Raw genomic sequence first — 12,994 nt, forward strand, 5'->3', positions numbered from 1 at the left:
CGCACTGAAAATTCAGTGCGGTCTTTTTTATATAATTTAATGTAACTGTCATTCTTAACCTATTGCTACACCTTCAAATAAATAATTATCCTTACAGTATAAAACGTTCTTATCTCTAACGCCCCGACAATTCGCACTTAAATTAAATTCTTGCAGAAAAAATTCAGCAAAGCTCTTTATAATAATCATAAAATATGAGATGTTTTAAACTCTGGGGAGTTTATAACAAGATTTTCCATGTCTGAATTACCAACCCCCAGTTCATTTGAAAATATGAGTGAATGAGGGAGGTGAATTATGGTGTCAAAGTTCTGGAACATCCAGATACTGCTGCTTTTCGCGTGTATTGTCATAACCGGATGTGTTCCCAAACAAAACAAAGCTGTAACCAGCGAAGCTCCTGTCAAAACGGCTGTTCGCACTGAAACAGTAATTACCACCCCCGTTGTCACCGGCAAAACTCTCATGAAAAGCAATGTAAGAGAGGTGTCCTCATCTAAAGCCGATATCGTGGACATAATTGCCAAAGGGACACAGGTTGAACTTACCGGTAAAAACGGAAACTGGTACAAGATCAGGCGGATGGACGGAACCGGGACACCGGGATTTATATACCATCGGCTGGTAGCCCTTGATTTCGCCAATTACATCGGGACAAAGGGTCACAACAAACAGACTGCAACAGTGCATGACGCTCCGGACGTGACAAGAAAGGTCCCCCTGACCCTTCCACCTCAATCACAATTCGATATCCTTGGCTATGAGAACGGTTTTTATCAGATTAAAAGTGATAAATTCGATGGCTATCTTGTATCAGAACTATGTGTGGCCGATCCGCTCTCCCCAATCGCCAAAAAAGAAACCAAGACTATCAGCTACAAAGCCGGGACAACAAAGATCAAACAGAAAACCACCGGTAAACAGATCACTTCCGCATCAAGAGTGACTGAACCGACACCACAGAAAAAAACAACTTTCCGTTCAAGCACAAGAAGTAAGAAAAAAACCACCAGAAAAAAAAGTAATGTCGATAACTCTGCAGGCATGGCTCTTTTCGGTGCTTTTGCATCCGCCCTTCTCGGTGGACCTCAGCAGCAGGCTCACGGCCAACCGCGTTCACAAAATGACGCAATCAAGGATATTCTCAAGAGTGTCGACACGGGTAAAGAACTGGCGCAGAAAACTGTAGAAATACGTGAACAGATGCTGGCAGCCCTTAACGAAACAAGGGCCCTCCAGTCACTTGTAGGCGCAACAGTCTCGGCAATGAACAATAATTACAAAGCTGCAGCCGATACTGCCAAGGGAGTCAGTTCTGCCGGAATGCAGAAGATATCCATCAAGGCTTTCATTCAGGACCTTTCATACGAACCCACTGATTCGATCGAAGGAGCGGCTGTCAAAATAGCGGAAAACGGGAGGATGCTGCAGGCTCTCGAAACCCAGATCAAATCAGAGGCTGCCGATTTCTCCCAGCTTAACACGCAGCAGATCCAGAATCTTGATTCAATCATTGATTCCTTTTCAACGAACCTGCACGCGTCCAACGCCCTTTATGATCTAAGTATTGAAAAATCGAACAACGTCATCCTCGGCATCGACAGGGCAATACAGGCTTATGATGAAAAAGCAGGGCCCCTTGCCGCGGAAGTGACCAAGCAGGCCGGAATAGTCGCCCTTGCAACAGCTGAACTGGTAGCCCAGATCAGCAACGCCCAGAATAATCCTGTGGGGGCATTGACTGCCCTGCCCAGAATGATTGAGATCCAGGAGGAGCTGACCAATCTTACCAGCCTGTTCAGCGACTTCCAGGAAGACTATGAATACATTGAAAATAATTCAGGCCTTATCACCCAGCAGGGACGGGACATAAGCAGAATAATCATGACCGCCCGGCGCAAAAATACTCAGGTAACTACCCTGCTTGAATCCTATTACCAACAGAAAGTGGCCCTCAGCAAAAGGCTTAAGGATAAGCTTGCCAGTCAGGCAGCCTCAGGATTCAAACAGGTCGAAGAAAAAGCCTCATCGGTCGCTCTGGCCGAAGATATGCTGGACTAACTGTAACCAAGGGAGTTGGCTGTGAAAAAGATCCATATTATTATTCTCTGTGTTTGCCTGATTCTTGGCATGGCAGGCTGCGGATTCAAAAAAGCGGAATCCGCCAAAGCTTCCATGCACGGGGTCCATGAATCAGCGGAAGACCTCAAGGAAGAAACCGAAACCTCGAAACACAAAACAGAAGAAATCAAGGAACAGGAAGCTCAGGATTCCGTGCAGGGACACCAATGGTAGAAAAATGAGTCGAAGATTAAGCATTGTTCTGATTCTGCTTGTCGCTCTTTTATCTGCAGGCTGGGCCGAAGCTCGGGAGCTTTTTATTATCCCATCAGCAATCGGAAAAGTCCGCAACAAGGAAAAGGACAGACATAAAGAAGAACTGGCAGTTATACTCAAGGATAAGGAGTTTAAAAAAGCACTCCGTAAAGGAGTGCTGAAATTTCTTATCCGCGCAGCCGCGAAAAATGAAGAGGTGAATGTCAAGCGTGCCGGATTCAAGGATAAATTCGATCCGGATTCAATCCTTGTACCTCTTCTCTTCGTGGACAATGTTGTCTCCTTTGTGGATGAATTCGGCTCGGCAGAGCAGACACTTTACAAAGGCAGAGTTTATATCGGGCTGAACTTTCTGCTTTTTCAGGCCAGATCCGAATCACTGGTCTACTCCGCTCCCATGCTTATTTCCGTTCCCTATCTGAACAAAACTCCTAACTTCAGTCTTGAACCGCTGGCCGGACAAATCAGAGCGGCCATTGTGGAATTCTTCACCGATAAGACAAGACTTAAGCCTGATGCGCAGGACGAACTGGGAAACTGCCTTGCTGATCTGGACTACCTTTTTTCTACAGAGACCTGTGAAATAAAAGAGATCAATCTCTCCAAGGGAACGCTCCAGCGTATAGAAGATCACAGGAAGTATAAATCACTGGCACAGATGCTGGCCTCGCAGGCACTGGCTGAAGAACATCTGGTCCTCCCTCCAATGTCAAGATTTCCAGCTTTCAGACGGGGGCTGCACGCAGCCGTGTCCATGTTCGGAATTTCCTTTCAGCAGGGAGCTGAAAATTCCGGTTTCTCTGAACGGGATAACGTGTACCAGACCAGCATGCGGATGCCCAAGGCCCAGCGGAAATACAGACTGATCATAAAAACCGGGACAAAGGACAATGATCTCGGAGCCTTTATTGAACGTAATTACACCACCGCTGCAATTCTAGAAGGGGATGGTGAAGTAATCAAATGCATCAAGGGGGTAGTGGCGACAATAGCCAAACGGCACACCAAGGTATCAGATGTCTATTTTTACAACAGCCTTATCAATGCCCTCAGTGATCTGGACCAATGTAAAAGATAATGCGGCCTTCAGGAAAACAGGGCGGCAAAGCAAGGAGAGCTTAAATGAAATCAAACCGAATCACCTTTTCCGTTATTCTAAGCGCTGTAATTGTCTTAGCCTTTGCCTCCTCAGGTCTCTGCGGCAGCAAAGACGGTTTTAAGACCTATGAAAAAAAAGGACGCCCGACAATTGTTTTCTCCCTTGTTCCCCGTATCAAAGGAGAAAACCTGACTCCGCAGGAGTGCGAGAACCTGATTCGAAACCTCAACAAATCCCTGCAGCAGGAGTTCAACGAAGCCGGTTTCGAAACCCACCGGGACCGCATGATAACCGGATTTCTGCTTGATTCATGCAAACGGTCCTATGCGACATCACAGCAGACAGTCACCGAAGATGAAATAATATCAATCGCCCGCGACAATTATGTGGATTATGTCGTCATCGGAGCATCTGAAGTGGATATTGAATTTGATGAGGACTACGAACAGTATTCAGCACTGGTAGACATCAACGGAGATTTCCTGGGAGTTGAATTCGACCCGCCCACCTCCTATGCCCTGAACCTGACCGGCGAGTACATGCATCCCAACAAGGATCGGCTTATCAAGCTGGCCGTGATTGATATCGCCCGCAAAATAGCAAGACTCAGAACAATTGACACCGTGCTGAAGCACTGGGATCGTCATAACAAGAAAAAATAAGACCGGATAACACCTTTCAAAAATATATTATAAGGGCTGAAAAGAAATTTTCAGTCCTTTATTAATTTATTTAGTATTATTTTTTTCACTGTACTTTTGAAATACTAAATAAAATATATAAGTAATAAATTACAAACACTATGCAAAATTAAATTTTAAACAAAAATAACTAATGATGTAAGAAAATTAAGCCAATGCAAAAGAACATAAAGACGGGCTTGAATTTTTTTAAAAATATGGCTATATCTTCAATTATGAAAAACCATATCACGTCATGATACTCAGTTTTTCGATCCGAACACCCAATCCTATACAAACCTTATGGAGGTTTTGATGAAGTTCTGTTCAATCAGACTCTTGGTACTGCTTGTTCTTTTAATCGCTGTTCCTGTAAATGCAGGAGCTGGTGCTAAAATTAAATTCGGAGTTCCGCCATGGCCTGGCGTAACCGTAAAAACAAATGTGGTTACCCAGATCCTCTCTGCCATGGGTTACGAAAGTGAAATGCTGGAAGTAGGCCCCCCGATTATTTACAAAAGTATGACCCAGAATGATATGGACGTATTTCTCGCTGGATGGACCCCCCAGCAGAACCCCATGCTTGATCCACTTGTTGAAAAAGGCGAGGCGGTCAAAGTACGCACCAACCTAGGTGATGCACTCATCGGAATGTGCGTTTCCAAGGATGCATACGATGGTGGAGTCAAATCCGTTGCAGATCTGAACAAGTACGCCAACAAATTTGATAAAAAGATTTACGACATTGAACCCGGTTCAGGCATGCACACTTCCATGGAAGAAATCATCCAGGGTAATGTCGGTCAGCTGAAAGGATGGGACCACGTCGGAACCACTACTCCTGTTATGCTTGCCGAAGTAAACAACAGAATTAAAAGTGATGAATGGGTAGTTTTCGGTTGCTGGAAGCCCCACTGGATGACTGTACAGATGGATATCCGTTTTCTTGAAGGAATCCCCGGCACAGAAAAACTGATCACCTCAAGTGATGTTTACACTGTTACCAGAGCAGGCTTTGCAAAGGACTATCCCGAGATCCAGAAGCTGCTCGAAAAATTCACAGTTCCGGCGCAGACTCAGAGTGAGTGGATTGACGGATTCGGCTATAAGGAAATACCCGCTGAAAAAGTAGCTTCCGACTGGATTGCAGACAATCTTGACAAGGTTGAAGGCTGGCTGAAAGGCGCCAAAACCGTAGACGGTAAAGATGCTTTCACAGCAGTCAAAGCAAGGTACGGCAAGTAACTTCACAATCATTTGCATGCCGTAAGGCAAACATCCTCAAACGACTGCAGAGAATGTTTTATCAGCAATATGAAGGAGTGTCTGAAAATCAGGCACTCCTTTTCATTTTCCGGCAGACCTTTCTTTCAAACGGGAAAAGTCATACACGCCACTCTTCCAGTGATGATTTGTGCCAAACACTTATTTTTTCAGGGATGGAAAGAATTTTTCAGGTCAGTCTTCTTCAAACTGGGAAGGATCAAGCTCGGCTTTGGCATATTCAAGGTGAAGTCCAGAATTGATGAAAAGATCACAGACATCAGGATCTATATGCCTGTCATTGACCATGAAACCAAGAATTTTAATGGCCTGATCAAGTTTCATAGGCTTCTTGTAAGGACGATCCTTGGCGGTCAGAGCCTCAAAAACATCAGCCACCGCCATGATGCGGGCCTGCAAAGGCAGCCTGCTCTCGTCAAGCCCGTTGGGATATCCAGACCCGTCCAGTTTTTCGTGATGCCCCGCGGCATATTCCGGAACCCGGGCCAATCTTTTGGGAAAAGGAAGTCTGGAAAGCATTTCATGTGTTATCGCGGCATGACTTTCGATGACCTTGCGTTCCTCTTCGGTGAGAGTCCCCTTGCGGATGCAAAGATTTTTCACTTCATCTTCATCCAGCCAGTTGAGAGTTTCACCATTGCTGCAATAGGTTCGGGCTGCAATCTCCTTAACCCTCTCTATATCCTCATCGGACATGTACTGCTTCGGAATGTTGCATGAAAGAATAAATTCGCGATCTCCATCAATTCCTTTCAGAATTTCAGCATATTTTTTCTCAATTGCATTCACTTCAGAATCACCAGCTCCGTTCCTTAAAGCTTCAACGGAATCCTGCAGCTGACGATTCTTAACAGTTTCGGATATCAACCTGAAGCGGGCATCAATCAGTTCACTGCGGTCAAATATGGTCTGAAGTTTGGTCGATTTATCAACCACATGCTCTGGAATGGAAATTTTACCGACATCATGCATCCAGGCCGCAAGCTTCAACTCTTCCATCTCGTCTTCAGTAAAATGCACTTCAGCGAATCTGCCTTCGGTCATGGAATTGATTTTATTAGCTATCATCATGGTCACGGTCACAACTCGCTCAATATGACCGTTTGTATATGGGGATTTGGCATCAATTGCTGCGGCAATACTCTGGATCACGGAATAAAGAAGATCTTTCAGCCCCTGAATAAGCTGGGTGTTGGTCAAGGCAATAGCGGCCTGTGAAGCAAGCGAACCTACAATATCGACTACATTTTCCGAAAACTCGATCACCTCGCCCTCATTGTTGAGCGCGTTAAGGAGCTGCAGAACGCCGATTATATCCTGCTCGTGATTTTTAAGAGCGATAACCAGCATTGATTTGGAACGATACCCGGTTGCGGCATCATATTTTCGAGGACCGGTAAAATCAAAACCTTCAGCTTCATAAACATCTGCGATGTTGACCGTTTCTCCGGTCAGTGCGCAATATGAAGATACATTGGATTTGTTTGGTTTATTGCCCGGACCGTAGAGAGGAACAGGAGGAAGGGTGATTTCATTGTTACTTGTGCCGCCCATGCGGACATTCATAGTGTCGTTCTGGAGTATGGAAAATTCCAATTTACGATTTTCCTTGTTGACTATGTACAAAGTCCCTGCGTCCGCCTTGGTCAGGACACGGGCTTCATCAACAATCATCTCCAACAGCCTTTCAACCCTGCTTTCCCCGGACAGGGCAAGACCTATCTCAGTCAATCTCTCAACCAGACTCATCTGCACACCGAACAGATCCGGGATAATTGCCTTAAGCGGACATGAACAGCTTTCAACTGCACGCAGACATCCTGCCTTACCTGAATCCCTGATAGCCAGATCAAGAAATTCCTCAAGGTCAACAGTGCCCACTGATGCCATATCCGCAATTTTATTCTGCAAGTCATTCCTCCCGGAAACAGACACAGGAAAATGTAAATTTAAATTGATTATTTTATATTAATACTACTAATCACCGAACCTATCAATATTAATCAAAAAATACCGTTTATTAGCAAATACGAAAAGGGGACTTTCACAAAAATATACCATAATAATAATTATTCCGTAAGATCGTGAACAAGAAATTAACAATCAGAAAAAAACAGTCCTAAAGATTTCGACCCGGTAATATAAATTATGAGACGATTAATACAGAAAAGTAACGGTCAACTGCTTGCCCGATAAGCATTAATGAATTATAAAAATGGAGTTTTTTCGTTCTCAAGGATTAATTCAGCTGAATATGACAAATTTTCCCTTTTTCGCGTGAATTATTCTTGTACAGGCTTTTATAAAAAACATATGCACGAATAAACTGATGCCTGTTTTTAAATTCCATTTCCGGACCCTTAACCGAGGATTTCATGCCCCTTAGCAGCCTTCACCAACGTATTATAACTGCCCTGCTCCTTGTCGCCACTCTTGCTACCGCCCTTACTATGGGCGGAAAAGTTCTGATCGGCGCACTTACGATATTCTGCATAATCGCCATGCACGAATTTTATGGCATGTTCTGGCAGGATAAGGCCAACAGACTTTCCCGATATATGGGTATGGCTGCCGGAGCAGGAATTGTCATGACCTCGGCGCTGGTTTCTCCGGTCTGGATGCTGCTTATCATGCTAAGCGCATTCTGGCTTTTCAATTTCAGGTTTCTGCTCTCATACAGCTCCAAGGGTTCTGCCGCGTCATACAAGGACAGCCTTATTCTTTTCGCTGGGATAGTATACATTCCGGTCACCCTGCAGTTTGTAACCTCCATGAACAGCTGGGAAATACTGCTGGTTCTGCTTTCCGCTTCCGCTTCCGACACTGCTGCTTTCTACGCCGGAACACACTTCGGTAAAAAGAAAATCTGGCCACAGGTAAGCCCCAAGAAATCGTGGGCCGGTTCCATCGGTGGATTTCTCGGATGCATAATCTGCTGCACCATTTTCGGTCTGACCTTCGGGAAGGCCCCTATTGGTATGTGGATTATACTTGGAGCGGCCCTTAACATTGCCGCACAGATGGGTGATTTTTTCGAATCTGCCCTCAAACGTAAACTACAGATCAAAGACTCCGGTAAAATCCTGCCCGGTCACGGCGGAGTGCTGGACAGAATCGACAGCCTTGTACTTGCGCTGCCCGTATACATTCTGGCAAGAGAGATCTACACTTTCTTCTAACCGAGCACTGCCGCTCCAAAACACGACGGATTAATAAACTTGCAGACATATATTTCTCCCTGGCCCGCAAAAGCGGAACTGCCTGAATTCCCCAGAAACGTTTCCATCCTGGGAAGCACCGGTTCCATTGGAACCAGCACACTCAAAGTTATTGAACAGCACCCGGATCTTTTCAAGATCACAGCCCTTGCCGGAGCCAGAAATGCCGCGCTGCTGGCTGAGCAGGCCATTGCCCATCGCCCGCCATACCTTGCGGTATTGAACGATGAAGCCGCCCGGGAACTTTCCAGCCTGCTCCCCGCTGACTACAAACCGGAAATTCTCACCGGACCGGAAGCCTACATTACCCTGGCATCACTGGACGAAGTTTCAGTGGTACTCTCTTCAATCGTTGGTGCGGCCGGATTCGCTCCCACACTGGCTGCCGCCCAAAAGGGCAAAATGATCGCCCTTGCAAACAAGGAATCCCTTGTTCTGGGCGGACATATCATTCGCGAAGCATGCCACCGCACCGGGGCAACAATCCTGCCTGTAGACTCCGAACACAATGCTCTTTTTCAGGGACTTGCCGGACATGACACAGATGAAGTCAGCCGACTGATCCTGACCGCTTCGGGCGGGCCTTTCCGGGGCAGAAGCAGAGATTTTCTCGAAACCGTAACCCGTGAACAGGCTCTGGCCCATCCTAACTGGGACATGGGAGCTAAAATCAGCATCGATTCCGCCACCCTCATGAACAAGGGTCTGGAATTTATCGAAGCCTGCCACCTTTACGGTCTGCCGCCGGAACAAGTGGATGTTGTGGTCCATCCACAATCCATAATTCACTCTCTGGTTGAGTATGTGGACGGCTCTCAGCTTGGACACCTCGGCATTCCGGATATGCAGATCCCCATTGCTTTCTGCATGTGTTTTCCAAAGCGTGTACCCCTTAAACTGAAGCCGCTGAATCTGGCTGAAGTAGGCACCCTGACTTTTGAAAAGCCGGACCTTGAAGTGTTCCCGTGCCTTAAACATGCTGCGGATTCTTTTGCGGCCGGGCAGAGCCATCCCATTGTTCTCAATGCGGCCAACGAAGTTGCGGTAGATCTCTTTTTGAAAGAAAAAATCCGTTTTCTCGACATTCCGGCTATCATCGGCAACGCTCTTGAAGCACATGCCGGGTGCGATGTCAGTGAAACGGACGCGGTTCTGGAACTCGACGTGAAGACCAGACGCGATATTATGGATTCCATCACTTAAGGAACAACCATGACTTGGATATTCGATTTTATTCTGGTTCTCGGTGGCCTCATTTTTTTCCATGAACTCGGCCACTTTCTTATAGCCCGCGTACTCGGAATCGGTGTAAAGACCTTTTCTCTGGGCTTCGGCCCCCGTCTGGCCGGTTTCACCTGGGGCTCCACAAACTACAGACTCTCCCTGATCCCTCTCGGCGGCTACGTAAGCCTTGCCGGGGAAGAACGGGACATGGATGAAGATAACGGATTCACCGAAAAAGAACTTTTCATGAACCGTCCGCCGTGGCACCGCATGCTTGTCGTTGCCGCCGGACCTGTTTTCAACTTTGTTCTGGCATGGATTATTTTCTGGGGAATTATTGTCACCAACGGACAGATGGGCCTCGCTCCGACCGTCGGAAAACTCCAGCCGGACAGCCCTGCACTCATGGCCGGGATTCAATCCGGGGATAACGTCCTCTCCATTCAAGGAAAGAAAATTGTTTTCTGGTCTGATCTGGCCGAGACAATACAAAGCAGCAATGCGGATACGCTTGATTTTGTTATCTCACGCAACGGTGAAAAAAAGCAGATCAGAATCAAACCTGAAGTTCAGGAACTGAAAAATATATTCGGCGAAACCATCCGCCGCCCCGTAGTGGGAATAGTAGCTTCGGGAGATTCCAAGTCCGTAGAACTGGACGGGATTTCCGGTGCTGCCGCAGCCGCGGAGCAGACCTGGAACGTCACCAAACTGATCTGCACCAGCATTGTTAAAATGGTTGAACGGGTAGTTCCCATGGACTCCATAGGCGGTCCGATCATGATCGCCCAGGCCATCAAGCAGCAATCCGAAAGAGGCCTGCTGCAACTGCTGCAGTTCACCGCGTTCATAAGCATCAACCTCGGACTGCTGAACCTTCTGCCTATTCCGGTTCTGGACGGCGGACATCTGTTGTTTTACAGCCTTGAAACAATTCTGCGTAAACCCCTAAACGAAAAGCTTCAAGCCGCGGCAACCAAAGTCGGACTGCTGCTGCTTTTCAGCCTCATGGCCTTTGCGATTTTTAACGATATAGTCAGGACATTCGGCAGCAAATGAGTTCTTTTTTTGATGAAAAACCGGACCTTCTGCTGGCCGTCAATGGAACAGAAGAGACTCTGCAGATTATAATCGCCCAGCGTGAGGATGAAGAAGAACCCTACTCCCTGCTGGAAGCCAAAAAGCTGGTTGTACCGGGACGCTCGGTTAATTTCCTGGTTCCTTCCATACGTGATTCGCTCAAGCTTTTTGGTTGCACAGCCGCTGACATATCCCGTGTGGCCATCTGTTCCGGGCCAGGCAGTTTCACCGGACTCCGCCTGACCTTTGCCGCAGCAGCGGGACTGGTCGCCGGAATCACTGCCGAAGGCAAGGGACTGATCGGTGCTATGGAATACCTGCCGGTACTTGCCAGAGCTGCCGCCCTTGTAAGCGGAGCGCCAGTCTGGGCTATTACTCATTCACGTAGAATGCAGGTTTATCTTCAGGGCTTCCATACTATTAATGAAGGTGAAGTGACACCGGCCCCCATCACCCCCCCCCTGCCGGTAACCGTGCAGGAAGCGATTGAAGTGATCACATCATATGGTCAGGACAGTGCCGCACTGGTAGGGACCGGGCTGGTCAAAAACAAGGCTTTCTTTCAGGAATTTCTGGCAAATAACGGGCACTTTCATGTCATGCCTGAGAACTTCAATACACCTGGGGCAAAGGATATTATTGCTGCAGCCAGCCATCTTGACTACGGAAGGGAGATTCCAACCCCCATGTATCTGCGTGGATCGGATGCAGAAGAAAACCTTGAATCAATAACCCGCAAAAGGGGAATATCTTTCGAGGAAGCCAAAAAACAACTCGCCCACATAACGCCTAAATAATCATTATTTATAAAAATTAATTCAACTTAAAGGGATCTCCATAAACGGAGGTCCCTTTTTTAATTTAATAAAACAAATATCACTCCGGACCCTAAAGATATCTATATTCCAGACGATGAAGAAAGCACAGAAGGACCAGATAGCTTTGTGAACCAAAGGTAACAAGGCAAGTTTTTTTGGCAAGGAAGCCAAGCATTACTTTCAAGGAGGAAAGCATGTCTTTAGTAATTAACCACAACTTGATGGCGATGAATGCAAGCCGTAACCTGCAGGAATCGTATGGTAACCTCGGTGTATCAACCCGCCGCCTGTCTTCAGGTCTGCGTGTTGGAACCGCAGCCGATGATGCTGCAGGGCTCGCAATTCGCGAACTTATGCGGGCGGACATCAAGTCACTCAACCAGGGTATCCGTAACGCCAACGATGCAATTTCCATGATCCAGACCGCTGACGGCGCTCTGGGGGTTATCGATGAAAAGCTCATCCGTATGAAGGAACTTGCAACTCAGGCATCCACCGGTACCTACAACTCCGACCAGCGTCTGATCATCGACTCCGAGTATCAGGCCATGGCATCGGAAATTACCCGTATTGCTAATGCAACTGACTTTAACGGAATTCACCTGCTTAATGGTAACATGTCAGGAGCAAACTCTGCACACAGTGGTGCCGGATTAACATCTACTGGTCCGCTCAAGGTTCACTTCGGTACCGGTAACGACTCTGCAGAAGACTACTACTATGTTTCCATTTCAACCTCTACTGCATCCGCTCTGGGTGTTGGACTTGCCGCCAACAACTCCATCTCCACCCAGGCACTGGCACAGGCGTCTCTGGACAAGCTGAACAACGCGATCATCTCCAAGGATAAGATCCGTGCGAACCTCGGTGCACTGCAGAACAGGCTTGAGAACACCATCACAAACCTGTCTATTCAGGCCGAAAACGTTCAGGCTGCGGAATCCCGTATCTCTGACGTTGACGTAGCAACCGAAATGACCGAGTTCACCCGTAACCAGATTCTGACCCAGTCCGCAGTAGCTATGCTGTCACAGGCAAACAGCATGCCCAGAATGGCTATGCAGCTCATCGGTTAATAACCGGACTGCAGCCTGATCTCTGACTAAAGTCAGGAAGTGATAAAAGCCGGGTCCGATATATCGGCCCGGCTTTTTTCCACTCAAGCATTAACCTGCGGATCCTTCAGCTGATTTAATAACTTTCAAAACCGCCGACTCAATATGCCGGGCACAACTTTATGTTTCTTGGCATTTG

Annotated in this window: 11 protein-coding genes; 10 read left to right on the forward strand and 1 reads right to left on the reverse strand. The window is 47.0% G+C overall.

Translation table 11 applies throughout. From position 1 onward, the window contains the following. The first annotated feature begins 297 nt into the window (after nt 1-297). From ACZ5PW_RS17250 to ACZ5PW_RS17270, 5 genes are all read left to right on the forward strand, one after another. The gene (locus ACZ5PW_RS17250) at nt 298-2,061 is read left to right on the forward strand and encodes an SH3 domain-containing protein (RefSeq protein WP_464555972.1); all 1,764 of its coding nucleotides are present in this window, start codon (nt 298-300) and stop codon (nt 2,059-2,061) included. Between the two features lie 21 nt (nt 2,062-2,082). Continuing rightward, on the forward strand, nt 2,083-2,295 hold the full coding sequence (locus ACZ5PW_RS17255) for a hypothetical protein (protein WP_464555974.1): 213 nt from the start codon (nt 2,083-2,085) through the stop codon (nt 2,293-2,295). Nucleotides 2,296-2,299: 4 nt separating this feature from the next. Beyond that, nucleotides 2,300-3,415: a hypothetical protein gene (locus ACZ5PW_RS17260; protein ID WP_464555976.1), complete on the forward strand. Its 1,116-nt coding sequence runs from the start codon at nt 2,300-2,302 to the stop codon at nt 3,413-3,415. Between the two features lie 44 nt (nt 3,416-3,459). Further along, nucleotides 3,460-4,098 carry a hypothetical protein gene (locus ACZ5PW_RS17265; RefSeq protein ID WP_464555979.1) on the forward strand — a complete coding sequence of 213 codons (639 nt, stop codon included), beginning with the start codon at nt 3,460-3,462 and terminating at the stop codon, nt 4,096-4,098. A 333-nt stretch (nt 4,099-4,431) separates the two neighbouring features. Further along, nucleotides 4,432-5,361 (forward strand): glycine betaine ABC transporter substrate-binding protein, encoded by a 930-nt coding sequence (locus tag ACZ5PW_RS17270; RefSeq protein ID WP_464555983.1) that lies wholly within the window; start codon nt 4,432-4,434, stop codon nt 5,359-5,361. A 213-nt stretch (nt 5,362-5,574) separates the two neighbouring features. Here ACZ5PW_RS17270 and ACZ5PW_RS17275 read toward each other — a convergent pair whose 3' ends face one another. Beyond that, nucleotides 5,575-7,311 (reverse strand): HD domain-containing phosphohydrolase, encoded by a 1,737-nt coding sequence (locus ACZ5PW_RS17275; protein WP_464555986.1) that lies wholly within the window; start codon nt 7,309-7,311, stop codon nt 5,575-5,577. Between the two features lie 464 nt (nt 7,312-7,775). Between ACZ5PW_RS17275 and ACZ5PW_RS17280 the strand changes: the two genes are divergently transcribed. From ACZ5PW_RS17280 to ACZ5PW_RS17300, 5 genes are all read left to right on the forward strand, one after another. Next, entirely contained in the window at nt 7,776-8,579 is an 804-nt protein-coding gene (locus tag ACZ5PW_RS17280) for a phosphatidate cytidylyltransferase (protein ID WP_464555990.1), read from the forward strand. 39 nt (nt 8,580-8,618) lie between these two features. Then, nucleotides 8,619-9,821 carry a 1-deoxy-D-xylulose-5-phosphate reductoisomerase gene (locus tag ACZ5PW_RS17285; RefSeq protein ID WP_464555992.1) on the forward strand — a complete coding sequence of 401 codons (1,203 nt, stop codon included), beginning with the start codon at nt 8,619-8,621 and terminating at the stop codon, nt 9,819-9,821. A gap of 9 nt (nt 9,822-9,830) precedes the next feature. Then, on the forward strand, nt 9,831-10,901 hold the full coding sequence (gene rseP / locus ACZ5PW_RS17290; protein WP_464555994.1) for an RIP metalloprotease RseP: 1,071 nt from the start codon (nt 9,831-9,833) through the stop codon (nt 10,899-10,901). Further along, entirely contained in the window at nt 10,898-11,719 is an 822-nt protein-coding gene (gene tsaB, locus ACZ5PW_RS17295; protein WP_464555997.1) for a tRNA (adenosine(37)-N6)-threonylcarbamoyltransferase complex dimerization subunit type 1 TsaB, read from the forward strand. The genes rseP and tsaB overlap by 4 nt, the downstream gene beginning before the upstream one ends. A 215-nt stretch (nt 11,720-11,934) precedes the next feature. Beyond that, complete coding sequence (locus tag ACZ5PW_RS17300) at nt 11,935-12,816, forward strand: flagellin N-terminal helical domain-containing protein (RefSeq protein WP_464556000.1); 882 nt, start codon at nt 11,935-11,937, stop codon at nt 12,814-12,816. Nucleotides 12,817-12,994: the final 178 nt, after the last annotated feature.

It is taken from the genome of Maridesulfovibrio salinus (assembly GCF_055394525.1).

Coding starts and splice junctions, on each gene's coding strand:
- tsaB (WP_464555997.1), top strand. CDS start 10,898: ATGAGTTCTTTTTTTGATGAAAAACCGGACCTTCTGCTGGCCGTCAAT.
- ACZ5PW_RS17260 (WP_464555976.1), top strand. CDS start 2,300: ATGAGTCGAAGATTAAGCATTGTTCTGATTCTGCTTGTCGCTCTTTTA.
- ACZ5PW_RS17300 (WP_464556000.1), top strand. CDS start 11,935: ATGTCTTTAGTAATTAACCACAACTTGATGGCGATGAATGCAAGCCGT.
- ACZ5PW_RS17250 (WP_464555972.1), top strand. CDS start 298: ATGGTGTCAAAGTTCTGGAACATCCAGATACTGCTGCTTTTCGCGTGT.
- ACZ5PW_RS17265 (WP_464555979.1), top strand. CDS start 3,460: ATGAAATCAAACCGAATCACCTTTTCCGTTATTCTAAGCGCTGTAATT.
- ACZ5PW_RS17280 (WP_464555990.1), top strand. CDS start 7,776: ATGCCCCTTAGCAGCCTTCACCAACGTATTATAACTGCCCTGCTCCTT.
- rseP (WP_464555994.1), top strand. CDS start 9,831: ATGACTTGGATATTCGATTTTATTCTGGTTCTCGGTGGCCTCATTTTT.
- ACZ5PW_RS17270 (WP_464555983.1), top strand. CDS start 4,432: ATGAAGTTCTGTTCAATCAGACTCTTGGTACTGCTTGTTCTTTTAATC.